The following is a 24,653-nucleotide window of genomic DNA, read 5'->3' as shown; positions in this document are numbered from 1 at the left end:
TCTTTTTATGACGGCCAAAATCAGCAGACTTTTTTCTCTTCTTTGAATATGTTATAATAGTCCGTGCTGTGGCTGTGATGATGAACAGCCTCAACTGGAGAAAATATGAGGAGAAGGATGAAAGAAAAAGGATTTTGGGAAGGTGTACATGCGGCCATGCCGACTGCCCTCGGCTATGTTAGTATCGGTCTGGCTTGTGGGATTATCGGTGCGCCCTATGTGACACCTGTTGAGATGGGTTTGATGAGCCTCTTTGTTTATGCTGGGAGTGCCCAGTTTGCCATGTTGGCACTGATTGCGGTACAAGCGCCTGTGGCAGCTATTGCTATGACGGTCTTTTTGATCAACTTGCGACTCTTTTTGCTGAGCTTGCATGCATCGACCTATTTCCGTCATACTAGTCTCTGGCAAAATATCGGCATGTCTAGTCTCCTGACAGATGAGACCTATGGCGTTTTGATGGGAGAATTAGCCCATACAGATAAAGTCCATCCTATGTGGATGCACGGGAACAATCTCAATAGTTATGTAGCCTGGTTTATTGGGACAGTGGCGGGGACGGCTTTAGGTGGCCTTCTTCCAAATCCTGAAGTCTTTGGCTTGGACTTTGCCCTTGTTGGGATGTTTATCGGGATTTTTACTTCACAATTTCAGATTATGCAAAGACGGGTTCCTGTACGGAATCTGCTACTAATCCTAGCCGTTGTTGCGGTGTCCTTCTTTTTGCTCTTGACAGTAGTGTCTCAGTCGCTAGCTGTTTTGTTTGCGACCTTGCTAGGTTGTACCATGGGGGTGGTCTTAGATGGTCAGTAAATATCTTTTGTTAGCCGTTATCTTTTCAGGCCTAGTGACTTGGATTCCCCGTATGATTCCCTTCATCTTGGTTAAGTACAAGGGCTTGCCAGCTATCGTCGAGCGGTTTTTGAAGTTTTTGCCTGTTTCCATTATCTTTGCCTTGATCCTTTCAAGCGTAGTGACTGGCAAAGTTGGCAGTCTCCCTCAAATCAAATGGCTGGACTTTTTAGCAGTCTTTCCAACGGCTTGGGTAGCCTTTCGCTACCGCAATCTAGTAGGTACGGTTCTTTTTGGGGTAGTCTTGGTTGCAGTCTTGCGTCTGGTCTTTTAAATCAGCCATAAAAAAAACCTATCACCGAGATAGATATCATATAATGGCAAAAAAAAATATTTTCTGTTAAGATAGTAAAGTATTCTATTTTGGAGGAAATGACATGAAAAAAATCGTTAAATACTCATCTCTTGCTGCTCTAGGACTTGTGGCTGTAGGTGTGTTAGCAGCTTGCTCAGGTGGTGCGAAAAAAGAGGGAGAAGCAGCTAGCAAGAAAGAAATTATCGTTGCAACTAATGCTACACCAAAACCATTCAACTATGAAGAAAATGGCGAATTGACTGGTTACGAAATTGAAGTGGTTCGCGCTATCTTTAAAGACTCTGACAAGTATGATGTCAAGTTTGAGAAGACAGAGTGGTCAGGAGTCTTTGCAGGACTTGATGCTGACCGTTACAATATGGCTGTTAGCAACATCAGCTACACTAAAGAACGTGCTGAAAAATACCTTTATGCAGCTCCAACTGCTAAAAACCCTAACGTTCTTGTAGTGAAAAAAGATGACCCTAGCATCAAATCGCTTGATGATATCGGTGGAAAATCAACAGAAGTTGTTCAAGGGACAACTTCTGCTAAACAGCTAGAAGACTACAACAAACAACATTCAGATAATCCAACTGTCCTAAAGTATACTAAAGCGGACTTCCAACAAATCATGGGACGCTTGAGCGATGGCCAGTTTGACTACAAGATTTTTGATAAAATCGGTGTTGAAACAGTCATCAAGGACCAAGGTTTGGACAACTTGAAAGTCATTGAACTTCCAAGCGACCAACAACCTTACGTTTACCCACTTCTTGCTAAAGGTCAAGATGAGTTGAAAACATTTGTAGACAAACGTATCCAAGAACTCTACAAAGACGGAACTCTTGAAAAGTTGTCTAAACAGTTCTTCGGAGACACTTATCTCCCAGCAGAAGCTGATATTAAATAAGTTTGTAAATCATCCATTCTCTCGTAGGTGGATGATTTTGCAACTTCTAGACTTATAGTTTCAAACTATATGTCTGCCTATCTAATAACAATTTGCGAAATCAAATAAAGTATGAGATACTATTACGGTATTATTTTTAAAGGAGAAAGAATCATGAAAATTAAAAAATGGTTAGGCGTAGCAGCTATTGCTACAGTAGCAGGCCTTACACTTGCAGCTTGCGGAAATTCAGACAAGAAAGCAGACAATACAACTACAGTTAAAATTGCGACTGTTAACCGTAGTGGCTCAGAAGAAGCACGTTGGGACAAAGTCCAAGAATTAGTTGAAAAAGACGGCATTAAATTGGAATTCACAGAGTTTACAGATTACTCACAACCAAACAAGGCAACTGCTGATGGTGAAGTAGACTTGAACGCTTTCCAACACTACAACTTCTTGAACAACTGGAACAAAGAAAACGGGAAAGACCTTACAGCGATTGCAGATACGTACATCTCACCAATCCGTCTTTACTCAGGTAAAAATGGTGAAGAAAACAAGTACACCAAAGTGGAAGAAATCCCAGATAAGGGTGAAATCGCTGTACCAAACGATGCAACAAACGAAAGCCGTGCGCTTTACTTGCTTCAATCATCTGGTTTGATCAAATTGGATGTTTCTGGAACTGCTCTTGCAACAGTTGCTAACATCACAGAAAATCCAAAGAACTTGAAGATTACTGAATTGGACGCTAGCCAAACAGCTCGTTCATTGTCATCAGTTGATGCTGCTGTTGTAAACAATACCTTCGTTACAGAAGCAAAATTGGACTACAAGAAAGCACTCTTCAAAGAGCAAGCTGATGAAAACTCAAAACAATGGTACAACATCATCGTTGCGAAAAAAGATTGGGAATCATCACCTAAGGCTGATGCCATCAAGAAAATTATCGCAGCTTACCACACTGATGAAGTGAAAAAAGTTATCGAAGAGACATCAGACGGTTTGGACCAACCAGTTTGGTAATAAGACACAGGGAGGTGGGAGAGAGTTTCCACCTCTTGCTTTTGTATAGAGCATGAATTGTAAAGAAGACTATAGGTTCATAGAAAGGTAGAGAGAATATGGTTTTTCCTAGCGAACAAGAACAGATTGAAAAATTTGAAAGGGATCATGTAGCCCAGCATTATTTTGAGGTTTTGCGTACCTTGATTTCTAAGAAATCAGTCTTTGCCCAGCAGGTTGGACTCAAGGAAGTTGCCAACTATCTGGGTGAGATTTTCAAGCGTGTAGGGGCTGAAGTGGAGATTGATGAGACTTATACGGCTCCCTTTGTCATGGCGCATTTCAAGAGTTCGCGTCCGGATGCCAAGACCTTGATTTTCTATAACCACTATGACACCGTGCCAGCGGATGGGGATCAGGTCTGGACAGAGGATTCCTTTACGCTTTCGGTCCGCAATGGTTTCATGTATGGGCGTGGGGTTGATGATGATAAGGGTCATATCACAGCTCGTTTGAGTGCTTTGAGAAAATATATGCAGCATCATGATGACCTGCCTGTCAATATCAGTTTTATCATGGAAGGAGCGGAGGAATCGGCTTCAACAGACCTAGATAAGTATCTGGAAAAACATGCGGACAAACTCCGTGGGGCGGACTTGCTAGTCTGGGAACAAGGGACCAAGAACGCCTTGGAACAGCTTGAAATCTCTGGCGGAAACAAGGGAATTGTAACCTTTGATGCCAAGGTAAAAAGTGCGGATGTGGATATCCACTCGAGTTATGGTGGTGTCGTGGAGTCAGCGCCGTGGTATCTTATCCAGGCTCTAAGTAGTCTGCGAGCTGCTGATGGATGTATCTTGGTAGAAGGCTTGTACGAGGATGTTCAAGGGCCAAATGAACGAGAACTAGCCTTGGTAGATACCTATGCCCAACGCAATCCTGAGGAAATTAGTCGCATTTATGGTTTGGAATTGCCTCTCTTACAAGAGGATCGTGCAGCCTTTCTAAAACGGTTCTTTTTCGAGCCGGCCCTTAATATCGAAGGGATTCAGTCAGGTTATCAAGGGCAAGGGGTTAAAACGATTTTGCCAGCAGAAGCCAGTGCTAAGTTAGAGGTTCGTTTGGTTCCTGGCCTAGAACCGCATGATGTTCTGGAAAAAATTCGGAAACAGCTAGACAAAAATGGCTTTGATAAGGTAGAATTATACTATACCTTGGGAGAGATGAGCTATCGAAGCGATATGAGCGCGCCAGCTATTCTCAATGTGATCGAGTTGGCCAAGAAATTCTATCCACAGGGCGTTTCAGTTTTGCCGACAACAGCGGGGACAGGCCCCATGCATACGGTCTTTGATGCCCTAGAGGTACCAATGGTGGCCTTCGGTCTAGGAAATGCCAATAGCCGAGACCATGGTGGAGATGAAAACGTGCGAATCGCCGATTACTACACCCATATTGAATTAGTAGAGGAGCTGATTAGAAGCTATGAGTAGAGATATTATCAAGTTAGATCAGATTGATGTGACTTTTCACCAAAAGAAGAGAACCATCACAGCGGTCAAGGATGTGACCATTCACATCCAAGAAGGGGATATCTACGGAATCGTTGGATATTCTGGAGCAGGGAAATCAACCCTTGTACGGGTGATTAACCTCTTGCAAAAGCCATCTGCTGGGAAAATTACCATTGATAACGACGTCATTTTTGATGGCAAGGTGACCTTGACAGCAGAGCAGTTGCGTCGTAAGCGTCAAGACATTGGGATGATTTTCCAGCATTTCAACCTGATGAGTCAAAAGACAGCAGAGGAAAATGTGGCCTTTGCCCTTAAACACTCTGGACTCAGCAAGGAAGAAAAGAAAGCTAAAGTAGCTAAGTTGTTAGACTTGGTTGGCTTGGCGGATCGTGCTGAAAACTACCCTTCACAACTATCAGGAGGGCAAAAACAGCGTGTGGCCATTGCGCGTGCCTTGGCAAATGATCCGAAAATTTTGATTTCAGATGAGTCAACGTCTGCCCTTGACCCTAAGACAACCAAGCAGATTTTGGCTTTGTTGCAAGATTTGAACCAAAAATTAGGCTTGACCGTTGTCCTGATTACACACGAAATGCAGATTGTTAAAGACATTGCCAACCGTGTGGCAGTCATGCAGGATGGGCATTTGATTGAAGAGGGCAGTGTCCTTGAAATCTTCTCAGACCCTAAACAACCTTTGACCCAAGACTTCATCTCTACTGCAACAGGTATTGACGAAGCCATGGTTAAGATTGAGAAGCAAGAAATCGTGGAAAATCTGTCTGAAAACAGTATCTTAGTACAGCTCAAGTATGCAGGAGCTTCGACAGACGAGCCACTTTTGAATGAATTGTACAAGCGTTACCAAGTAACGGCCAATATCCTCTATGGAAATATCGAAATTCTCGATGGCACTCCCGTTGGAGAATTGGTTGTGGTCTTGTCAGGGGAAAAAGCAGCGCTAGTAGGTGCTCAAGATGCCATCCGTCAGGCTGGTGTGCAGTTAAAAGTATTGAAGGGAGGACAGTAAGATGACAGAGTTGATTCAAACTTATCTACCAAATGTCTATAAGATGGGCTGGGCTGGTCAGGCAGGCTGGGGAACAGCCATCTACCTAACTCTTTATATGACAGTTCTTTCTTTCATCATCGGAGGGTTCTTGGGGTTGGTAGCAGGTCTTTTCCTCGTCTTGACAGCGCCAGGCGGTGTCTTGGAAAATAAGGTTATCTTCTGGATTTTAGACAAGATTACCTCTATTTTCCGCGCGGTACCATTTATCATCCTCTTGGCAATCATGTCGCCACTCTCTCACTTGATTGTTAAAACAAGTATCGGGCCAAATGCAGCCCTTGTCCCCCTTTCTTTTGCAGTCTTTGCCTTCTTTGCCCGTCAGGTGCAGGTTGTCTTGGCTGAGCTGGATGGCGGTGTCATTGAGGCGGCTCAAGCGAGCGGAGCGACCTTCTGGGATATCGTGGGTGTTTACCTATCAGAAGGTTTGCCAGATTTGATTCGTGTGACGACTGTGACTTTGATTTCCCTTGTTGGGGAAACAGCCATGGCGGGAGCAGTTGGTGCTGGTGGTATCGGTAACGTGGCCATTGCTTATGGATTTAACCGTTACAATCACGATGTGACCATCTTGGCAACCATCATTATCATCTTGATTATCTTTACGATCCAGTTCTTGGGAGATTTCTTGACCAAGAAACTAAGTCATAAATAATGGAAGGAGTTCAAAGGGACTCCTTTTTGTTTTCTCACCGAAATGCAAGAAGGATAAAGCTTCTTTTTAGAAATATGCTATAATAAATAAAGGTCCTCAATTAGCAAATCAAAAAGTTTGCTGTAGGAGGGATGATAATGTAAAGGAGTTTGGCTGGTATGAATTATTTCGAGGGGAATGAGTTTTTCCTTCTCTTGTTTGTAGTTTTACTGATTGGTTTTGTGGTAAACTTTTTTGAAAAACGTAAGGACTACTATATTTTGGCGCTCTCCCTCTTATTTGCAGGAGCTATCTATGGTAAGAGTCGAGCGATGATGGTCTATTTGCTCGCCTTTGTCGTTTACCAATATTTTCTGGTTTTTCTAGCACAGAGGATAGAGGCAAAGCGGCTGAAACCACTGGTTTTCCTTTCCATTCTTCCTTTGGTAATCAATAAAGTCTTTGCCCTGACTTCTCTGCATTTGTTGGCCTTTATTGGAATTTCTTACATGTCCTTTAAGACCATTCAGATCATGCTAGAGATATCGGATGGCTTAATCAAAGAAAATATCAGTGTAAAAGATTATCTACAGTTTTTGCTCTTTTTCCCAACAGTTAGTGCTGGTCCAATTGATCGGAGTAGGAGATTTTTAAAAGAGATAAACGAGGTCATGCCCCGAAAAGAGTATCTAGAATTAGCAGGGGACGGTGTGTATCGTATCGTTCTAGGCCTTCTTTACAAGATTGTTTTATCAACCTATGTGTACCAGATGTTACTCGCTCTAAATAATACGGGCGCAGTCGTTTACTCAATCAAGTATATGTACCTCTATACCTTGTATCTGTTCTTTGACTTTGCAGGCTATAGTCTAATGGCCGTTGGAAGTAGTAATATTCTAGGTATTCAGACACCGATGAACTTTAACAAACCTTTCTTGAGTGTCGATATCAAAGATTTCTGGACTAGATGGCATATCACCTTGTCGATCTGGTTGAGAGATTTTGTATTTTCAAGAGTATTGATGCAGGTTATCAGGAAAAAATGGTTTAAAAATAGACTACACAATGCAACCTATGCCTATATGGTCAATATGTTGGTCATGGGTTTTTGGCACGGTCTTAGTGTTAGTTACATTGTCTATGGTTTTTATCATGGTGTCTTGATGGCTGGATTTGAAGTGTATCAAAAGAAAAGCAATTTTTATAAGAAAAATAAAAACAAAAAATGGTATAAGCTATTAAGTTGGTTTGTGACTATGAATTTGGTTATGGTTGGTTTCTTTATCTTTTCAGGTGAACCCTATAAAATCTTACTGACGATTTTAAAGAGATAAGAGATTGAAAAGAAATCGGATAGATCGAAGGGATAGGATAAAACGAGATGATTAAATTAAAAGCATTTTTACTATCGCTTGTGCTCGTAATTGCGACGCTTGCCCTTTTAAATGTGACGTATGTCAAGAAGATTGATGATTATTATAAAGTCAAGGATAACAGTATTCGTTACAGCACCTCGTATGAAAAGTATAAAAGTAGAGATATTCTAACAAGCAATATCACCCCCAATACACTGGTTCTAATGGGTTCTTCAGAGTTGGTTGCGACGATAAATGAAGACTATCATCCAAATAAAATTTTTAACTACAACGATTTTAATATCATGCAGATTGGGACCAGTTATTCTCAAAACATCATTCAGGCTACGACCTTGGGCTCTATTGAAGGATCGATGACTAAGCGAAAAGTAGCTATAGTAGAGTCTGTTCAGTGGTTTGAAAAAGATGGGACCCATCAAGATGCCTTTTTGAATAAGGCTTCTCAGGAACATATTTTCCACATGCTAGATAATGGCAAGATTAGTAAAGAAACGAAAGAAAAACTAATCAATCGCATTATCGAGATTACCAAGGGAAACAAGCAACAAAATGACATCTACAAAAAATACAAAAGTTATTTCATAGATGGAAAAGGAACCATTGTTGATAAAAAACTATTAGAGTTTGAGAACGCGATGTATTCCTTTAAGCTCAAACAGACTTTTTATCAAAAACATGCTAAATCAGATTATCCTTCACTAGGAGACAAAACCCCAGACTATGATTGGCAGAAGATGACGAATCAGTTTGTGGAAGAGGTCAAACAGAAAACAGACAATAATGACTATGCTGTTGATAATAACTACTACAATACTTACTTAAAAGATCGCTATGCATCGCTGAAAGATTCCAATAAAGATTTGAGCTATCTGGAGTCACCAGAATATTCAGATATGGAACTCTTCTTGACAGTTGCCAAAGAATTGGGCATTGAAGTTGAGGTTATTATTTTCCCAGTAAACGGGAAATGGAACGACTACACTGGTGTCTCAAGAGAAATGCGAGAAAAAACTTATAAAAAAATAGAAGATGTCGCAAAAAGCCATGGTGCAACGGTACTAAACTATGGAAACAGAGAGTATGATGATTACTTTTTATTTGACGTGATGCACGTTGGAGTGAAAGGATGGATGGAAGTTGAAAAAGAACTTTACAAATTTGCAAACCAAGCTAACTAACACACACCGTTTAATCTTGTGGACGCTATTTTTCTATACGGTTATCTTGAGCATCGTGATTTACTGTTTTGTGACCGATTTTTCGAATATTCAAGAATTTATCTATAGTGAATTTTAGGATTGTATACAAAAAGGCCCTGGAACTAGGCATTGCTAGTCTTCAGGGCCTTTAGCTTATAGTTTATCAGCTATTTTTTGACTTAGAAATTGGCCAATAACAGCTCCCATCAAGGCGCCTAGGAGGATACTTATGACAAAGAGAAGGATTTTGTCCAACTCTGGAGCGACCATGATACGGTCAATGTATTCTTGGGATTTTCCACGCGCGAGTAAGGTGGCCACGTAAGCTTTGGGGCTGATCCACATGAGGAGGATAGGGCCACTTGTGCTGAAAGCAAAGACGAAGAAGGAGAGGGTGTTTTTGATTCGATCTTTGTAGTTACCGAGACGAGCGATGGCATCTGCTGCAAGACCACAGATGATACCTGGAAGAAAGGTACCAGCACCATGTTTGCTAGCTAGGAAAAAAAGTGCCATAAAAAGACCTAAAGTGGTGATAGCGCCAAAACGAGGGACCTTCGTCAAAAGAAGCATGTAGACACTGCCACCGACAAGGGCAGAAAAGGCAGGTGCGTAGAACATATTACCTGTCTGGTCGACCAGGTGTCCTAGGAAGACTCCAATCCCCACACAGAGAAAGTAGAGGACGGCGGCTAAGAGGGTGGTTAAGATATTTTTCTTCATGAGGATCTCCTTGATGCAAACTAACAAAACCAATTGTATCACGCTTTTTAAGGATTGTAAATGAGAACTCTATATTTTTGAAAACGCTTGAAATATGATATAATGGTTACATTGTTAGTTTAAGGAGAGTAACATGGGAAAATTTCTAGAATTCGTCTTTAATCGTATCTTTTTAGGAATGATTGCGACAGCTTATTTCTGGCTATTAACACTAGCAGGAGGAGTGGTCTTTGGTTTGGCACCAGCTAGTGCCACCCTTATGAGTTTGTATGCGGAGCACGGTTATACCTATCGAGCATACCATTTGAAGGAAGCTTGGGAATTGTATAAGAGCAATTTTGTCAAGAGCAATCTGACTTTCTATAGTTTTGTGTTTGTGGATCTTGTACTGGTTTATGGTTTGTATCTTCTAGTTCAATTGCCCCACCAGACGATTTTCCACCTCTTGGCGACCTTTCTCAATGTCCTTGTAGTTGCTCTTGTCTTTCTAGCCTACACTGTTTCCTTGAAACTTCAGGTGTACTTTGATTTATCCTACCAAAATACTTTGAAACTGTCCCTTATCGGGATTTTCATGAGCTTACCTGCGATTACCAAGGTTTTACTCGGGTCCGCTCTCCTTGTAGGAGTTGGTTATTATATGCCTGCCTTGCTCTTTTTTGTAGGAATTGGAATGTGGCATTTCTTTATCAGTGATATGTTGGAACCTATTTATGAAAGTATCCATGAAAAATTGGCGACAAAATAGAATGAAGCAGTTCTGGCTTCACTCTCTTTTACGGATTTATAGTTTGGTTATGATTGTGATCATTGCCAGTTTTGCGATTATGCTCTCGTATGCTGACTGGGATTCACGTGAGAAAGAAGCCCAACGGGTTGCAGAACGTGTGACTACTCGGACAGTGAGTGAAGTGGAATATTATCACAGAGAGTCAACCCAACTCGCTCAGTCTTTGGTTGAAAATCAAGCCCGAATTGAAGGGATTTATAAGTATTTCAGTCTTAGCACCCCAGACTATTTCTATTGGCAATTAGAGCGTAAAACTTCGCCTTATGTCTCTGTTTCCCTGTATGAAAATATTGATAATATCTATGTTCGGAATGATTTTGTGACTGGAGTGGCTATTGTCCTTCAGGACTATAAGGAAGTGTATGTTTCTACTAGAGAAAAACGCAGCGGAGAGAAAGTCCCTGCGGAGGATTTTAAGCCGACAGCCAACAGTTTTGCCATTCCCGTTTCTGATCCTGTGTCTGACAAGGATTTAGGAGTGATCTATATCTCCCTATCCCCAGATGTTTTACATGGAGCTATTGACAATACTCGGGGTCATATCCCAATGGCTGTAACAGTAACTTCGCCTTTTGAGACTGAGATGTTCCATATTGGGGAGAAGGTCTCAGCCGAGCGAGAAAACTGGTTTGTGGGTGTCACCTCTCACGGTTATCAGGTTCGAGTTGCTGTTCCTAAAAATTTTGTTCTTACAGGAACTTTGACGAGTTCAGCTGTCATTATTGGGCTAAGTATTCTCTTTATCATTATTTTGTACGTGACCCTTAGACAGACTTTTTCAAATTACCAAAAGCAGGTCGTAGACCTAGTAGATTCGATCGAGGTGATTGCTCAAGGAGAAGAAGGCCTTCGAATCGATACCTCTGAAAAAGACCAAGAATTGCTTCTCATTGCAGAAACAACCAATGATATGTTGGACCGCCTGGAAAAAAATATCCACGATATCTATCAGCTAGAGCTCAGTCAAAAAGATGCCAATATGCGAGCCCTACAGGCTCAAATCAATCCTCACTTTATGTACAATACTCTGGAGTTTTTACGGATGTATGCCGTCATGCAAAGTCAGGATGAACTGGCAGATATTATCTATGAATTTAGTAGCTTGTTACGCAACAATATCTCCGACGAGCGGGAAACCACGCTGAAGCAGGAGTTGGAATTCTGCCGAAAATATAGCTATCTCTGCATGGTGCGTTATCCTAAATCCATTGCTTATGGTTTCAAGATTGCACCAGAATTGGAAGAAATGAGGATTCCAAAATTTACACTCCAACCATTAGTAGAAAACTACTTTGCCCATGGTGTTGACCATCGCAGAACAGATAATGTCATCAGTATCAAAGCCTTGAAGGGTCAAGGATTCGTTGAAATCTTAGTAGAAGACAATGGTCGAGGAATGTCCTCTGAGAAACTAGCTAGCTTGCAAGAAAAATTAGCTCAGCGAAGTTTTGAACACGAGGCAAGCTACAGTGGAGAGCGACAATCAATTGGAATAGTAAATGTACACGAACGCTTTGTTCTCTACTTTGGGGATCGCTACCAAATCAGTGTAGAGTCAGCTGAGCAAGAAGGTGTTCGTTACCATATCACTATCCAGGATGAATAGAAAGGGTAGAAATGTATAAAGTTTTATTAGTAGACGATGAGTACATGGTGACAGAGGGGCTCAAGCGATTAATCCCCTTTGAAAAATGGGATATGCAAGTCGTCGCGACAGCTAATCACGCAGATGATGCTTTGGACTATGTTAAGAAAAATCCAGTGGATGTGATCATTTCCGATGTCAACATGCCAGATAAGACAGGACTTGAGATGATTAGGGAAATGAAAGAGCTACTTCCAGATACCTATTATATCTTGCTGTCTGGTTATCAGGAGTTTGATTATGTCAAAAAAGCCATGAACCTTAGTGTCGTGGATTATCTGGTCAAGCCAGTAGACAAGGTGGAGTTGGGCAATTTACTAGAAAAGATTGCGCTACAGCTTCAAGAAAAGGTGGAGCAAAGTCAGACCCTCAGTCAAGAATTAGATGAAGAAGGCTTTATCAGTTTCTTAGCAGGTAAAGAAAACTGGTGGATAGGACTTTCAAAGGAAAAGCAAGGCTCTTTTACCATTCCTTACTATGTTTTGGGGCAAGACTGGCAGATTTTCATCTCTGATCAACCGCTCGATGGCATCGTCGTGACACCATTTGAAGCACCCTACCAGCAGTCCTTTGAGAATTGGAAGATCAATGCTGAAAAAGCCCTCTTCTACGGTTCAGTCAATCTAGAAAAATCCGAGAGTTTGTTTGCTTATTACGAGCCGATTTATCGGGTGATTATCCAAGGGAATATCAATCAAATCATTGAAGAATTAACCCTGCTAGAGAAGGTTGTTTTGAAGAATACCCCGCGCGTGGCCATCACGAAGCAGCTCTTCACCCAGTTTGTCATGGATGTCTTCCATTTGTTTGAACACCTAAAAGCAGATGATATGACGGAGATTGTCAAAGCCATCCATGCCATTAACTCCTTTGAAGAATTGGTTGCCTATATCAAAGAAACCTTGACCAAGTTCTTTGGCCAGTACCGCATGAATGAAAATGTGGTGAGCGTTCTGGAGGTGATTGGGCGTGATTATCAGAAAGAGCTCTCACTTAAGGATATCAGTAAGGATCTCTTTATCAATCCTGTCTATCTCGGTCAGCTAATCAAGAGAGAAACCAACTCAACCTTTGCGGAATTGCTCAATAAACAGCGAATTAAGGCGGCGCAACAACTCTTACTTTCAACCAGTGATAGTATCGAAGATATTTGCTATGCAGTTGGCTACAGTAATGTTGGATATTTCTACAAGGTTTTCCGTAAATTGTGCGGAAAATCACCGAAAGCCTATCGGAAACAAGTTGAAACCAGCTTGTAAAAGTTGTATTCCTGTACAAAAAATGCTATAATGTTCAAAATATCTTATGGAGGAAAACATGAAAAAGAATCCTATTTATCTTTGGGTCTTGTTAGTTCTATCAGCCCTTATTTCATCTATGTCACTATTTGGAATCTTGAGTCCATTGCCAAGTAAAGATGCTCTTCGTGCTAGCCTGGCAAATAGCGGGACGCTCACTGCCCAGCAATTAGAAGACACGGTCAACTATACTTACAAAGTATCAGAATCCTCTCACTCTATTTTTAATATGTTGTTGATTATTTTATCTGCAATTTTAGTTGTAGTAGCCTTTGTATTTCTCGTACGTAAAAACGTACAATTCGCAAACTATACTTATGTTGGCTATGTTCTACTAGCTATTGTTGGTTTGGTTTATAGCTATATGAACGTTCAAGATGCGGTTCAATTAATCAAAGATAGTGCCCTTGGCTTAGGAATGGGAGCATTAGCAAAAGGAACGAATATTTTGTTCATCATCATCAATGTTCTCTTTTTAGCCTTAGTCTTTTACAAGATGTGGCGCCAACAAAAGGACTTGGCTGAGGAAGTTGAAGCAGAAGAAGCTGCCTAAGTATTGACAAAAAAGAACTATCAAGTTACAATTTTGGTAGTTCTTTTTATATCGTAAACATAAAAATCGAGGTCAACATGAAAAAAATATCCTTAGTGTATATCAGTCTGAGTGGGAATACAGAAAGTTTTGTAACCCGACTCAAGGACTATCTCTTGTCCCAGTACGAAGGGATTGAGGTCCAAAAAATCCATATCAAGGACCTAGTCAAGGAAGGTCAAGAATTCTTTGAAATGGAACATCCCTATATCGCTTTCTTGCCGACCTATCTGGAAGGTGGAAATGGTGTCGATAACGGCGATGTCGAGATTTTAACAACTCCACTGGGCGACTTTATCGCCTATGGGGACAATGCTAGTAAGTGTTTTGGGGTAGTCGGTTCTGGTAATCGTAATTTTAACAATCAATACTGCCTGACAGCCAAGCAGTATAGTCAGCGCTTTGGTTTCCCAGTTTTGGCTGACTTTGAAATGCGTGGTATGCTGGGAGATATTAAAAAGGTCGCAGCGATCATTGCAGACTTGTATGAGTTAGAAACAGAAAAATAAAGTAGTACTGAGGGGCAGTTGAGATTGTCAACTGCTTTTTGAGTATACAAAAAGCACCCCGTAAGGGTGCCATTTTATAAACTATCCTGCTTTTCCGATGGCAAGTGCATAGATAAAGAAAATAGCAAAGCCAAAGAGGAAAATCAATCCTGCGATAGCGAGGAGTTTTAGCCAAGAAGGAAGATTTTTATTTTCACGTGTCACCAATACATAGTTCAAAAGAGCGAAGAATGGTGTTGTCAGGAAAGAACCAATCATGGCGAAGCGAAGCATAGTTGATACTTGACCAGCAAAGAACTTGATGATGATGATACCGATAACAGCTGTGAGGGTCATCCAGATGTTCAAAGATTTGCTATCATCCTCTTTTTGACTTAACAAGAGTCGTAGGGAAACCTGATTAACGCGGGAATAGCCATCGATAACAGTAATGACTGTTCCAAAGATACAGAGAAAGGCGATGAAGGTGATCAAGTAACGGGACCATTCTCCAAGAACAGAGGCATACATACCCACGAATTGAGAGATGTATTTGGCTGAAGCGGCCTCAACTGCTTGTCCTGTAGGATACTGAATGAGTGCTCCGAGTGCTACAAAGAATACAGCCAGGATAGCAGTTCCAATGTAACCAACGTTAAAGTCGAAAAGGGCGTCCTCTGTATTAAAGTTGACAGTCTTTTTCTTTTCAGCAGACCAGAGTGAGTTGATGGCTGAAATTTCAATAGGGGCAGGCATCCATCCTAGGAGGGAAACGATAAAAGGGAGGGCTGCCATTTGCCAAGGTGTCTTCTCGACAAAATCAGAGCTGTATTCTGGATGCTTAATTGCTGCAATGATAACTGCAAGAACAGTTGCAATAGTCAAAGCAGACATGATCCATTTTGCCATACCATCCAATAGTTTGTAGCCACCAAATAGTAGCATGGCCCAAATGACTGCAACAAGGATCAGGGACCACTGAGTGATGCTAAGGCCAATCATTGGGAAGGCGCTAGCGATGATGGCTGAGCAAAGGATAGCGACTCCAGCTGTGTTGACCATGGCAGAGAAAACATTGAGGACAAAGAAAATCCAGAGATAGATTTTTCCTTTTTCGGCATAGCCTTCGACCAAGGTTTTACCAGTGTCAGCAGTATATTCGGCGCCAAAACGGAAAAATGGGTATTTAAAAACATTGGCCAAGATAACCAAGAGGAGTAGTGACTAACCATAAGAACCACCAGCTTGAGTAGAGGATACAATGTGAGAACCTCCAACGGCGGCAGAAGCCATGAGGATTCCTGGTCCCATTGCCTTTAGTTTGCTTGCCCAGGTTGACTGGTTTGATAACGTAACTTGTGACATAATAAACGCTCCTATTTTTGAATTTTCAGAATAATCTGAATAGATAGCTACTATTCTACAAAAAACTTAAAAGAAATGCAAGAATATTTTGAAAAAAGTTAGAAAATCCTGAAAAAATTCACAAAAATCATATGAAAATAACTGTGGCTGTTTCAAGGGGATGACGTTGACTAGGGCGAATAAAAATCCGAGAAGAAAGCTTCTCGGATTTTGATTATTTCAATTGATCTGTGACGTCTTTTGAGAGCAACATTCCCAGATGGTAAGTTTTATTGATATGTGCAATGACATCATTGATGTTGTCAGTCGTGTGAATTTTCTCTTTGATGTCAGCCTTAAATATTTCATCCTTCAAGAGTTGCTCTTGGTAGAGCTTTTGCAGTCTTTCTTTCTCGTACTTATTGAGCAGAAAAAGGAAAACCAAGCTAATTATAACGAGGATATAAGCATATTGGCTCATAGGAAATCTCCATGTATGATAAAGAAATAGTAGTGAATAGATCGAATTAGTGAAGCGCCTAACCAAATCTATGATAGGCTTTGACATTCGTTGCTTAGATTGACTTGCATTCAAGTGACTTGAAGATTACGACCAGCCCTTAAACTAATTAATAGATTTGATTGACCAATTTAGTGAGGTGTTTAGGCAAGTGTCTCTGGTTACGACGTAAAGAAACATAAATCGAGAATATTTATGTTTCTTTACTAGTGAAGCGCCAAGCCAAATCCCTGATAGGATTTGGTGTTAGTTACTTAGATTGCTTTGCAATCAAGTAACTTTGGCGATTTACATCTTCTCTGGCGCTTCTACCCCGAGCAAACGAAGAGCTTCTTTGAGGACGACTGCGGTTGCGTAGCTGAGGGCCAGACGACTGTCGCGCTCAGGACTTTCATCTAGGATACGTGTATGTGCATAATATTTGTTAAATGCTTGAGCCAAACTAATCGCAAATTTCGCAATGATAGAAGGTTCAAAATTATCTGCTGCACGATTGATAATACGTGGGAAGTCTTGGAGTAGTTTAATGATTTCCCAGCTTTCAGCATCATTCAGGCTGTAGTTGCCAGTCGTATTTGGTTTGAAATCGGCTTTGCGCAAGATAGATTGGATACGAGCGTAGGCGTATTGAACGTAAGGTCCAGTTTCTCCTTCAAAGGATACCATAGCTTCAAGGTCAAAGTCATATCCATTTGTACGGTCGGTCTTAAGATCATAGAACTTGATAGCCCCAACTCCAACAGCATGGGCAACCTGGTCTTTATTTTCTAACTCAGGATTTTTCGCTTCGATTTGGGCCTTGGCACGACTAACAGCCTCAGCGATAGTCGGTTCTAGCAAGATGACATTTCCTTTACGAGTAGAGAGTTTTTTCCCTTCTTTTGTTACCAATCCAAATGGAACATGGACAATGTCTTGACTCCAATCGTAGCCCATCTCTTGTAATACTGCCTTGAGTTGTTTGAAGTGGGCAGATTGTTCTTGGCCAACGACGTAGATAGATTTAGCAAATTGGTATTTGTTTTTACGGTAAAGGGCTGCAGCCAAATCACGAGTGATATAGAGAGTTGCCCCATCAGATTTCTTGATAAGGGCTGGATGTTCAATTCCATATTTCTCAAGATTAACGACTTGGGCTCCTTCTGACTCAACAAGAAGTCCTTTTTCAGCAAGAATGTCTACAACAGCATCCATCTTATCATTGTAGAAGGCTTCCCCGTTGTAACTGTCAAATTCGACTTGCAATTCATTGTAAAGGCGGTTAAATTCCACCAAACTTTCATCACGGAACCATTGCCAGAGAGCGAGAGCTTCCTCATCTCCATTTTCCAGTTTGCGGAACCATTCGCGTGCTTCTTCATCCAAGCTAGGATCCTTTTCAGCTTCAGCGTTGATGCGAACGTAGAGTTTAAGAAGTTCATCGATTGGATGAGCTTTAATAGCTTCCTCGCTTCCCCATTTCTTGTAGGCAACGATCAACATTCCAAACTGTTTACCCCAGTCTCCCAGATGGTTGACCTTAACCGTTTGATAGCCGATCTTTTGGAAAATATGTGACAAGCTATCCCCGATAACGGTTGAACGCAAGTGCCCAATAGAGAATGGTTTTGCGATGTTGGGACTAGACATATCGATAACGACATTTTCTTGCTTGCCAATGGTTTGGTCGGCATAGTGCTCTTTTTCAGTGATAACATTCTGCAATACTTGAGCCGAAATAGCGCTTTTATCAAGGAAAAAGTTGACGTAAGGTCCTGTAGCAACAACCTTCTCAAAGGCTTGACTATTGATTTTTTCAGCAATATCTGCTGCGATCATTTGCGGAGCTTTACGCTCGACCTTTGCTAGAGAAAAGGCAGGGAAGGCGATGTCTCCCATTTCTGAGTTTTTAGGTGTTTCCAGTAAATTTAAAATAGCCTCTTGATCCAGGCTATCAATGACGCTAGCCAACTCGCTAGCAATCAGTTCTTTTGTATTCATAAGGGCTCCTTTTTGGACTTTTCTACTATTTTATCACAATTTACTACATTTTTTGAGAAAGAAAAGAATTTTTTTGAATTCTCTATTTTTTTTGGTATAATGTAGTTATAAAATAAATGTAAAATTTGTTATAAATATTCACTTAAGAGGATAATATGAGAAAAAGAGAACGGCATCAATTGATTAAAAAGATGATCACCGAAGAGAAACTTGGGACACAAAAAGAGATTCAAGATCGTTTAGAAGCTCGTAATGTTTATGTGACACAAACGACTTTGTCGCGTGATTTGCGTGAAATCGGCTTGACCAAGGTTAAGAAAAATGATATGGTGTATTATGTACTAGCAAATGAGACAGATAAGATTGATTTAGTTGAGTTTTTGTCTCATCATTTAGAAGGAGTTGCAAGAGCTGAGTTCACCTTGGTACTTCATACCAAACTTGGGGAAGCTGCAGTCTTAGCAAATATTGTAGATGCAAACAAGGATGAATGGATTTTAGGAACGGTTGCTGGTGCTAATACCTTATTGGTTATTTGTCGAGACCAGCACGTTGCCAAGCTGATGGAAGATCGTTTGCTAGATTTGATGAAAGATAAATAAGGTCTTGGGAGTTGCTCTCAAGACTTATTTTTAGCAAGGAGAGACGGAAAATGGCAACAGAAAAGCTATCACCCGGCATGCAACAGTATGTGGATATTAAGAAACAATACCCAGATGCTTTTTTGCTTTTTCGAATGGGTGATTTTTACGAGTTGTTCTATGAAGATGCAATTAATGCAGCGCAAATTTTAGAAATTTCCTTAACAAGTCGGAATAAAAATGCAGAAAATCCGATACCCATGGCGGGCGTCCCCTATCATTCTGCCCAACAGTATATCGATGTTCTGATTGAGCAGGGCTATAAAGTTGCTATAGCTGAACAGATGGAAGATCCCAAACAAGCGGTCGGTGTTGTCAAGCGAGAGGTGGTCCAGGTCATCACACCTGGAACGGTTGTCGATAGCAGTAAGCCGGATAGTCAGAATAATTTCTTGGTTGCCTTAGATCGTGATGGCAATCAGTTTGGTCTAGCTTATATGGATTTGGTGACGGGTGATTTCTATGTGACAGGTCTATTAGATTTCACGTTGGTTTGTGGGGAAATTCGCAACCTCAAGGCTCGAGAAGTGGTGCTGGGTTATGACTTGTCTGAGGAAGAAGAACAAATCCTCAGCCGTCAGATGAATCTGGTACTTTCTTATGAAAAAGAAGGCTTTGAGGACCTTCATTTACTGGATTCACGACTGGCAGCTGTGGAGCAAGCAGCAGCTAGTAAGCTCCTCCAGTATGTTCACCGGACCCAGATGAGGGAGTTGAACCACCTCAAACCTGTTATCCGCTATGAAATCAAAGATTTCTTGCAGATGGATTATGCGACCAAGGCTAGTCTGGATTTGGTTGAGAATGCCCGTTCAGGTAAGAAGCAAGGCAGTCTTTTCTGGCTTTTGGATGAAACCAAAACGGCTATGGGTATGCGGCTCTTGCGTTCTTGGATTCACCGTCCTTTGATTGATAAGGAGCGAATCGTCCAACGTCAAGAGGTGGTGCAGGTCTTTCTTGACCACTTCTTTGAGCGCAGTGATTTAACGGACAGTCTCAAGGGTGTTTATGACATCGAACGTTTGGCTAGTCGGGTTTCTTTTGGCAAGACCAATCCCAAGGATCTCTTGCAGTTGGCGACCACCTTATCCAGTGTACCACGGATTCGTGCGATTTTAGAAGGCATGGAGCAGCCTGCTCTGGGCTATCTTATCGCACAGTTGGATGCCATTCCTGAGTTGGAGAGCTTGATTAGCGCAGCGATTGCTCCTGAAGCTCCTCACGTGATTACGGAAGGTGGCATTATCCGTACGGGATTTGATGAGACTTTAGACAAGTACCGTCGTGTGCTCAGAGAAGGAACTAGCTGGATTGCTGAGATTGAGGCTAAGGAGAGAGAAAACTCTGGCATCAGCACGCTTAAGATTGACTACAATAAAAAGGACGGTTACTATTTCCATGTGACCAATTCGCAACTGGGAAATGTGCCAGCCCACTTTTTTCGCAAGGCGACACTGAAAAACTCAGAACGCTTTGGTACCGAGGAATTAGCTCGGATCGAGGGGGATATGCTGGAGGCGCGTGAGAAGTCAGCCAACCTAGAATATGAAATCTTTATGCGCATCCGTGAGGAAGTCAGCAAGTACATCCAGCGTTTGCAGGCTCTAGCCCAAGGAATTGCGACAGTTGATGTCTTGCAAAGTCTGGCGGTTGTGGCTGAAATCCAGCATTTAATTCGACCGGAGTTTGGAGAGGATTCACAAATTGATATCCAGAAAGGGCGCCATGCTGTCGTCGAAAAGGTCATGGGAGCTCAGACCTATATTCCTAATACCATTCAGATGGCAGAAGATACGAGTATTCAGCTAATCACAGGGCCAAACATGAGTGGGAAGTCTACCTACATGCGGCAGCTAGCCATAACAGCGGTTATGGCCCAGCTAGGCTCGTATGTGCCAGCAGAAAGTGCGCATTTGCCGATTTTTGATGCCATCTTTACCCGTATCGGAGCAGCAGATGACTTGGTTTCAGGTCAATCAACCTTCATGGTAGAGATGATGGAGGCCAACAATGCCATTTCGCATGCGACCAAGGATTCCTTGATTCTCTTTGATGAGTTAGGTCGAGGAACTGCGACTTATGATGGGATGGCTCTTGCCCAATCCATCATCGAATACATTCATGAACATATCGGAGCCAAGACCCTCTTTGCGACTCACTATCATGAGTTGACCAGTCTGGGGTCTAGCCTGGAACACTTGGTCAATGTTCACGTGGCAACCTTAGAACAGGAAGGACAAGTCACCTTCCTTCACAAGATAGAACCAGGACCAGCTGACAAATCCTACGGTATCCATGTTGCTAAGATTGCTGGTTTACCAGCAGAACTTTTAGCAAGGGCGGATAAGATTTTGACACAACTGGAGAATCAGGGGACGGAAAGTCCTGCTCCAATGAGAGAAACAAGTGCTGTCACAGAGCAGATGTCACTCTTTGATGCGCCTGAAGAACATCCTATCCTAGCAGAATTAGCTAAACTGGATGTGTACAATATGACACCTATGCAGGCTATGAATGTCTTAGTCGAGCTCAAACAAAAATTATAAAAAGAGCCCACTCATGCATTTGTGAGTGGGTTTTTCTCTATTACTTTTTATGGGACAAGAGTTGATTGATGTGGTCTACTTTTTTAGCTTCTCTTTTATAGAGAATAACCCAGATGATGAGGTAGACGATCGCAAACTCTGGAATGAGCTGGAGATAGAAGGTCCAGTGGAAGGGGAACCAACCAGCCAGAGTTGCCAGTGGGACAAAGCCAGCCAGCATGAGGAAGAAATGGGAAAGTGTGGCACGGAGCAGGCTCCAGTCACGGCTGAATAAGCGGCTGCCAAAGCTAAAGAGAACGCCGATAGCTGACCAGATAATCGTGCAGTAGAGCAAGACCAGGGCACCGTGAACCTGATGTTGAACCATCGCTCGGCCGATGAGAGACTCGGGACTCAGTGGCGCATAGGTGTTTGGGGCATAAATGAGTGAAAAAAGGATAGAGAGGATGAGGCCGATAAGTACACCAGCGGCTGCATCGTGAAAGATTTGTTTTTTCATAGTTCTAATTTCTCCTTGATGGTTTTTAGGTAACGGCGTGAAGAGTAGGTGAAGCTTTCATTTTTTAAGAAAATTTCAACCAGACCATTGGGCGTGAGCTTGAGATGAGAGATAGCGTCAATATTAACGATTTCTGATTGGGAAATTTGGATAAAAGTGGTCGGCAGAATGTCAAGAACTTGATAGAGACGCGAATCAATGGTATAGGTCTGAGATGCAGTTTCTGCTAGAACCTTGCGATTCTCGATATAGAAGCGCTGAATCTTACCAATTTCAACTAGATAGACCTGATCATCAATCTTTCCTTTGATTGTTTCTTTTTGGTCAAGATTTTCAGCGAACTCGATGACTTTTTGGACTTTTTTGGTTTCTTGAGGTGCTTGGACAATCAGCTTTTCTTCCTCGTAAAACTCGCTAATCTGTAGTTCTACTTTCATAAATTTTTCTCCTTACATTTCATACAAAATTGTGATCACTTCCTGTACACCTTTATTAAACACTATTTTACGACCCATGGCAAGGGACTTTGTCTATGTGGAGGGATTTGGAGTCTATGTGGCGCTTGATTTTTCGGTCCTATCTGAAATGTGGTATAATAGCACTAATCAATTTCTAGGAAAATAGATACAGAAAGGGGCTGAAAGATGTCTCATATTATTGAATTGCCAGAAGTGCTGGCAAACCAGATTGCGGCAGGGGAAGTGATTGAACGTCCTGCCAGTGTAGTCAAAGAGTTGGTAGAAAATGCCATTGACGCGGGTTCTAGCCAGATTATCATTGAAATTGAGGAAGCCGGTCTCAAGAAGATCCAAATCACAGATAATGGTCATGGAATTGCCCACGATGAGGTGGAATTGGCCTTACGTCGCCATGCGACCAGTAAGATAAAAAATCAAGCAGATCTCTTTCGGATTCGGACGCTCGGCTTTCGTGGTGAAGCCCTGCCTTCTATTGCTTCTGTTAGTGTCCTAACTCTGTTGACTATGGTGGATGGCGCAAGCCACGGGACTAAGCTCATTGCGCGTGGGGGTGAAGTTGAGGAAGTCATCCCAGCGACTAGTCCTGTGGGAACCAAAGTTTGTGTGGAGGACCTCTTTTTCAACACACCTGCCCGTCTCAAGTATATGAAGAGCCAGCAAGCGGAGTTGTCTCATATCATTGATATTGTCAACCGTCTGGGCTTGGCCCGTCCTGAGATTTCTTTTAGCTTGATTAGTGATGGCAAGGAAATGACGCGGACAGCAGGGACTGGTCAACTGCGTCAAGCTATCGCAGGGATTTACGGTTTGGCGAGTGCTAAGAAGATGATTGCCATTGAAAACTCGGACTTAGATTTCGAAATTACAGGTTTTGTGTCTCTGCCTGAGTTGACTCGGGCTAATCGCAACTATATCAGCCTCTTCATCAATGGTCGTTATATCAAGAACTTCTTGCTCAATCGTGCTATTTTGGATGGTTACGGAAGCAAGCTTATGGTGGGCCGTTTTCCACTGGCTGTCATTCACATCCATATTGATCCCTATCTAGCTGATGTCAATGTGCATCCAACCAAACAAGAAGTGCGGATTTCTAAGGAAAGAGAGCTGATGACGCTGGTTTCAGAGGCTATCGCAAAGAGTCTGAAGGAACAGACCTTGATACCTGATGCCTTGGAAAATCTTGCCAAATCTACCGTGCGCAATCGTCAAAAGGTAGAACAGACCATTCTCCCACTCAAAGAAAATACGCTCTACTATGAAAAAACAGAACTCTCAAGACCTTGTCAAGCTGAGGTGGCTGATCATCAGGTTGAATTAACTGAGGAAGGTAGGGACCTAACCCTGTTTGCCAAGGAAACCTTGGACCAGCTAACCAAGCCCGCAAAACTGCATTTTGCGGAGAGAAAGCCGGCTAACTACGACCAACTAGACCATCCAGAGTTGGACCTTGCTAGCCTCGATAAGGCTTATGACAAGCTGGAGCGAGAAGAAGCATCCAGCTTCCCAGAGTTGGAGTTTTTCGGACAAATGCACGGGACCTATCTTTTTGCCCAAGGGCGAGATGGCCTCTACATTATAGACCAACATGCAGCCCAGGAACGGGTCAAGTATGAGGAATACCGTGAAAGCATAGGTAATGTTGACCAGAGCCAGCAACAACTCCTAGTGCCCTACATCTTTGAATTCCCAGCAGATGATGCCCTTCGTCTCAGGGAAAGAATGCCTCTCTTAGAGGAAGTGGGTGTCTTTCTAGCAGAGTACGGAGAAAATCAATTTATCCTACGTGAACATCCTATTTGGATGGCAGAGGAAGAAATCGAGTCTGGTATCTATGAAATGTGTGACATGCTGCTCTTGACCAAGGAAGTTTCGATCAAGAAATACCGAGCAGAGCTAGCCATCATGATGTCCTGCAAGCGGTCTATCAAGGCTAACCATCGTATCGATGACCATTCAGCCAGACAACTCCTTTATCAGCTCTCTCAATGCGACAACCCCTATAACTGCCCCCACGGACGTCCTGTTTTGGTGCATTTCACCAAGTCAGATATGGAAAAAATGTTTCGACGCATTCAGGAAAATCACACCAGCCTCCGTGAGTTGGGGAAATATTAATACTCTTCGAAAATCTCTTCAAACCACGTCAACGTCGCCTTGCCGTATATATATAGATAACTGACTTCGTCAGTTTTATCTACAACCTCAAAGCAGTGCTTTGAGCTGACTTCGTCAGTTCTATCTGCAACCTCAAAACAGTGTTTTGAGC

Annotated in this window: 24 protein-coding genes; 17 read left to right on the top strand and 7 right to left on the bottom strand. The window is 42.1% G+C overall.

The annotated features are described in order from the left end of the window. Positions 1-117 precede the first annotated feature (117 nt). The 9 genes from HMPREF1516_RS02505 (at position 118) to dltD (ending at position 8,821) form a co-directional block, all read left to right on the top strand. Positions 118-813, top strand: a complete 696-nt coding sequence (locus tag HMPREF1516_RS02505) for an AzlC family ABC transporter permease (RefSeq protein ID WP_081730819.1) — start codon at positions 118-120, stop codon at positions 811-813. After that, entirely contained in the window at positions 803-1,126 is a 324-nt protein-coding gene (locus HMPREF1516_RS02500) for an AzlD domain-containing protein (protein ID WP_033605725.1), read from the top strand. Before HMPREF1516_RS02505 ends, HMPREF1516_RS02500 begins: the two co-directional genes overlap by 11 nt. Before the next feature lie 103 nt (positions 1,127-1,229). Beyond that, complete coding sequence (locus HMPREF1516_RS02495) at positions 1,230-2,060, top strand: amino acid ABC transporter substrate-binding protein (RefSeq protein WP_000724973.1); 831 nt, start codon at positions 1,230-1,232, stop codon at positions 2,058-2,060. 153 nt (positions 2,061-2,213) lie between these two features. Then, complete coding sequence (locus tag HMPREF1516_RS02490) at positions 2,214-3,068, top strand: MetQ/NlpA family ABC transporter substrate-binding protein (RefSeq protein ID WP_000694517.1); 855 nt, start codon at positions 2,214-2,216, stop codon at positions 3,066-3,068. A 98-nt stretch (positions 3,069-3,166) separates the two neighbouring features. After that, on the top strand, positions 3,167-4,540 hold the full coding sequence (locus tag HMPREF1516_RS02485) for a M20 family metallopeptidase (protein WP_000231829.1): 1,374 nt from the start codon (positions 3,167-3,169) through the stop codon (positions 4,538-4,540). After that, positions 4,533-5,594 (top strand): methionine ABC transporter ATP-binding protein, encoded by a 1,062-nt coding sequence (locus tag HMPREF1516_RS02480; protein WP_033605724.1) that lies wholly within the window; start codon positions 4,533-4,535, stop codon positions 5,592-5,594. Before HMPREF1516_RS02485 ends, HMPREF1516_RS02480 begins: the two co-directional genes overlap by 8 nt. Before the next feature lies 1 nt (position 5,595). Continuing rightward, complete coding sequence (locus tag HMPREF1516_RS02475) at positions 5,596-6,288, top strand: methionine ABC transporter permease (RefSeq protein ID WP_000137507.1); 693 nt, start codon at positions 5,596-5,598, stop codon at positions 6,286-6,288. 158 nt (positions 6,289-6,446) lie between these two features. Beyond that, the gene (gene dltB / locus HMPREF1516_RS02470) at positions 6,447-7,601 is read left to right on the top strand and encodes a D-alanyl-lipoteichoic acid biosynthesis protein DltB (RefSeq protein WP_033605723.1); all 1,155 of its coding nucleotides are present in this window, start codon (positions 6,447-6,449) and stop codon (positions 7,599-7,601) included. A gap of 47 nt (positions 7,602-7,648) precedes the next feature. Next, entirely contained in the window at positions 7,649-8,821 is a 1,173-nt protein-coding gene (dltD, locus tag HMPREF1516_RS02465) for a D-alanyl-lipoteichoic acid biosynthesis protein DltD (RefSeq protein WP_033605722.1), read from the top strand. A 174-nt stretch (positions 8,822-8,995) separates the two neighbouring features. Here the strand turns inward: dltD and HMPREF1516_RS02460 are convergent, their stop codons facing one another. Further along, positions 8,996-9,565 (bottom strand): MptD family putative ECF transporter S component, encoded by a 570-nt coding sequence (locus HMPREF1516_RS02460; protein WP_007520842.1) that lies wholly within the window; start codon positions 9,563-9,565, stop codon positions 8,996-8,998. A gap of 133 nt (positions 9,566-9,698) precedes the next feature. Between HMPREF1516_RS02460 and HMPREF1516_RS02455 the strand changes: the two genes are divergently transcribed. From HMPREF1516_RS02455 to nrdI, 5 genes are all read left to right on the top strand, one after another. After that, entirely contained in the window at positions 9,699-10,313 is a 615-nt protein-coding gene (locus HMPREF1516_RS02455) for a YesL family protein (RefSeq protein WP_000514462.1), read from the top strand. Continuing rightward, complete coding sequence (locus HMPREF1516_RS02450) at positions 10,291-11,961, top strand: sensor histidine kinase (RefSeq protein ID WP_084647635.1); 1,671 nt, start codon at positions 10,291-10,293, stop codon at positions 11,959-11,961. Before HMPREF1516_RS02455 ends, HMPREF1516_RS02450 begins: the two co-directional genes overlap by 23 nt. 11 nt (positions 11,962-11,972) lie before the next feature. Beyond that, entirely contained in the window at positions 11,973-13,259 is a 1,287-nt protein-coding gene (locus HMPREF1516_RS02445; protein ID WP_000278915.1) for a response regulator transcription factor, read from the top strand. 58 nt (positions 13,260-13,317) lie between these two features. Continuing rightward, the gene (locus HMPREF1516_RS02440; protein WP_000740034.1) at positions 13,318-13,851 is read left to right on the top strand and encodes an ABC transporter permease; all 534 of its coding nucleotides are present in this window, start codon (positions 13,318-13,320) and stop codon (positions 13,849-13,851) included. Between the two features lie 77 nt (positions 13,852-13,928). Beyond that, positions 13,929-14,399, top strand: a complete 471-nt coding sequence (gene nrdI / locus HMPREF1516_RS02435) for a class Ib ribonucleoside-diphosphate reductase assembly flavoprotein NrdI (RefSeq protein ID WP_007520838.1) — start codon at positions 13,929-13,931, stop codon at positions 14,397-14,399. 81 nt (positions 14,400-14,480) lie between these two features. Here the strand turns inward: nrdI and HMPREF1516_RS02430 are convergent, their stop codons facing one another. The 4 genes from HMPREF1516_RS02430 to argS form a co-directional block, all read right to left on the bottom strand. Next, complete coding sequence (locus tag HMPREF1516_RS02430) at positions 14,481-15,590, bottom strand: NRAMP family divalent metal transporter (RefSeq protein ID WP_232216677.1); 1,110 nt, start codon at positions 15,588-15,590, stop codon at positions 14,481-14,483. Between the two features lie 12 nt (positions 15,591-15,602). Then, entirely contained in the window at positions 15,603-15,743 is a 141-nt protein-coding gene (locus HMPREF1516_RS10100; RefSeq protein WP_232216676.1) for a hypothetical protein, read from the bottom strand. Positions 15,744-15,957: 214 nt separating this feature from the next. Then, complete coding sequence (locus HMPREF1516_RS02425; RefSeq protein ID WP_000084849.1) at positions 15,958-16,203, bottom strand: hypothetical protein; 246 nt, start codon at positions 16,201-16,203, stop codon at positions 15,958-15,960. A gap of 327 nt (positions 16,204-16,530) precedes the next feature. Then, positions 16,531-18,222, bottom strand: a complete 1,692-nt coding sequence (gene argS, locus HMPREF1516_RS02420; RefSeq protein WP_033605721.1) for an arginine--tRNA ligase — start codon at positions 18,220-18,222, stop codon at positions 16,531-16,533. Positions 18,223-18,377: 155 nt separating this feature from the next. Between argS and argR the strand changes: the two genes are divergently transcribed. Beyond that, on the top strand, positions 18,378-18,824 hold the full coding sequence (argR, locus tag HMPREF1516_RS02415) for an arginine repressor (protein WP_001231483.1): 447 nt from the start codon (positions 18,378-18,380) through the stop codon (positions 18,822-18,824). A gap of 50 nt (positions 18,825-18,874) precedes the next feature. Next, positions 18,875-21,409, top strand: a complete 2,535-nt coding sequence (mutS, locus tag HMPREF1516_RS02410) for a DNA mismatch repair protein MutS (protein ID WP_033605720.1) — start codon at positions 18,875-18,877, stop codon at positions 21,407-21,409. 40 nt (positions 21,410-21,449) lie between these two features. Here mutS and HMPREF1516_RS02405 read toward each other — a convergent pair whose 3' ends face one another. Both HMPREF1516_RS02405 and HMPREF1516_RS02400 read right to left on the bottom strand, forming a co-directional pair. Beyond that, the gene (locus HMPREF1516_RS02405) at positions 21,450-21,908 is read right to left on the bottom strand and encodes a DUF3021 domain-containing protein (RefSeq protein WP_033605719.1); all 459 of its coding nucleotides are present in this window, start codon (positions 21,906-21,908) and stop codon (positions 21,450-21,452) included. Then, complete coding sequence (locus tag HMPREF1516_RS02400) at positions 21,905-22,345, bottom strand: LytTR family DNA-binding domain-containing protein (RefSeq protein ID WP_000861954.1); 441 nt, start codon at positions 22,343-22,345, stop codon at positions 21,905-21,907. Before HMPREF1516_RS02400 ends, HMPREF1516_RS02405 begins: the two co-directional genes overlap by 4 nt. A gap of 207 nt (positions 22,346-22,552) precedes the next feature. Between HMPREF1516_RS02400 and mutL the strand changes: the two genes are divergently transcribed. Next, positions 22,553-24,502 (top strand): DNA mismatch repair endonuclease MutL, encoded by a 1,950-nt coding sequence (gene mutL / locus HMPREF1516_RS02395; protein ID WP_033605718.1) that lies wholly within the window; start codon positions 22,553-22,555, stop codon positions 24,500-24,502. Positions 24,503-24,653: the final 151 nt, after the last annotated feature.

The organism is Streptococcus sp. CM6 (assembly GCF_000526095.1).
Lineage (GTDB): Bacteria > Bacillota > Bacilli > Lactobacillales > Streptococcaceae > Streptococcus > Streptococcus oralis_BW.
Note: the sequence above shows the minus strand (reverse complement) of the source record. Positions and strands in the feature narration are given on the sequence as shown.

What these genes read in the sequence shown, in the direction of transcription:
- HMPREF1516_RS02505 (WP_081730819.1), top strand. Translation starts at nt 118, where the DNA reads ATGAAAGAAAAAGGATTTTGGGAAGGTGTACATGCGGCCATGCCGACT.
- HMPREF1516_RS02500 (WP_033605725.1), top strand. Translation starts at nt 803, where the DNA reads ATGGTCAGTAAATATCTTTTGTTAGCCGTTATCTTTTCAGGCCTAGTG.
- HMPREF1516_RS02495 (WP_000724973.1), top strand. Translation starts at nt 1,230, where the DNA reads ATGAAAAAAATCGTTAAATACTCATCTCTTGCTGCTCTAGGACTTGTG.
- HMPREF1516_RS02490 (WP_000694517.1), top strand. Translation starts at nt 2,214, where the DNA reads ATGAAAATTAAAAAATGGTTAGGCGTAGCAGCTATTGCTACAGTAGCA.
- HMPREF1516_RS02485 (WP_000231829.1), top strand. Translation starts at nt 3,167, where the DNA reads ATGGTTTTTCCTAGCGAACAAGAACAGATTGAAAAATTTGAAAGGGAT.
- HMPREF1516_RS02480 (WP_033605724.1), top strand. Translation starts at nt 4,533, where the DNA reads ATGAGTAGAGATATTATCAAGTTAGATCAGATTGATGTGACTTTTCAC.
- HMPREF1516_RS02475 (WP_000137507.1), top strand. Translation starts at nt 5,596, where the DNA reads ATGACAGAGTTGATTCAAACTTATCTACCAAATGTCTATAAGATGGGC.
- dltB (WP_033605723.1), top strand. Translation starts at nt 6,447, where the DNA reads ATGAATTATTTCGAGGGGAATGAGTTTTTCCTTCTCTTGTTTGTAGTT.
- dltD (WP_033605722.1), top strand. Translation starts at nt 7,649, where the DNA reads ATGATTAAATTAAAAGCATTTTTACTATCGCTTGTGCTCGTAATTGCG.
- HMPREF1516_RS02460 (WP_007520842.1), bottom strand. Translation starts at nt 9,565, where the DNA reads ATGAAGAAAAATATCTTAACCACCCTCTTAGCCGCCGTCCTCTACTTT.
- HMPREF1516_RS02455 (WP_000514462.1), top strand. Translation starts at nt 9,699, where the DNA reads ATGGGAAAATTTCTAGAATTCGTCTTTAATCGTATCTTTTTAGGAATG.
- HMPREF1516_RS02450 (WP_084647635.1), top strand. Translation starts at nt 10,291, where the DNA reads ATGAAAAATTGGCGACAAAATAGAATGAAGCAGTTCTGGCTTCACTCT.
- HMPREF1516_RS02445 (WP_000278915.1), top strand. Translation starts at nt 11,973, where the DNA reads ATGTATAAAGTTTTATTAGTAGACGATGAGTACATGGTGACAGAGGGG.
- HMPREF1516_RS02440 (WP_000740034.1), top strand. Translation starts at nt 13,318, where the DNA reads ATGAAAAAGAATCCTATTTATCTTTGGGTCTTGTTAGTTCTATCAGCC.
- nrdI (WP_007520838.1), top strand. Translation starts at nt 13,929, where the DNA reads ATGAAAAAAATATCCTTAGTGTATATCAGTCTGAGTGGGAATACAGAA.
- HMPREF1516_RS10100 (WP_232216676.1), bottom strand. Translation starts at nt 15,743, where the DNA reads ATGTCACAAGTTACGTTATCAAACCAGTCAACCTGGGCAAGCAAACTA.
- HMPREF1516_RS02425 (WP_000084849.1), bottom strand. Translation starts at nt 16,203, where the DNA reads ATGAGCCAATATGCTTATATCCTCGTTATAATTAGCTTGGTTTTCCTT.
- argS (WP_033605721.1), bottom strand. Translation starts at nt 18,222, where the DNA reads ATGAATACAAAAGAACTGATTGCTAGCGAGTTGGCTAGCGTCATTGAT.
- argR (WP_001231483.1), top strand. Translation starts at nt 18,378, where the DNA reads ATGAGAAAAAGAGAACGGCATCAATTGATTAAAAAGATGATCACCGAA.
- mutS (WP_033605720.1), top strand. Translation starts at nt 18,875, where the DNA reads ATGGCAACAGAAAAGCTATCACCCGGCATGCAACAGTATGTGGATATT.
- HMPREF1516_RS02405 (WP_033605719.1), bottom strand. Translation starts at nt 21,908, where the DNA reads ATGAAAAAACAAATCTTTCACGATGCAGCCGCTGGTGTACTTATCGGC.
- HMPREF1516_RS02400 (WP_000861954.1), bottom strand. Translation starts at nt 22,345, where the DNA reads ATGAAAGTAGAACTACAGATTAGCGAGTTTTACGAGGAAGAAAAGCTG.
- mutL (WP_033605718.1), top strand. Translation starts at nt 22,553, where the DNA reads ATGTCTCATATTATTGAATTGCCAGAAGTGCTGGCAAACCAGATTGCG.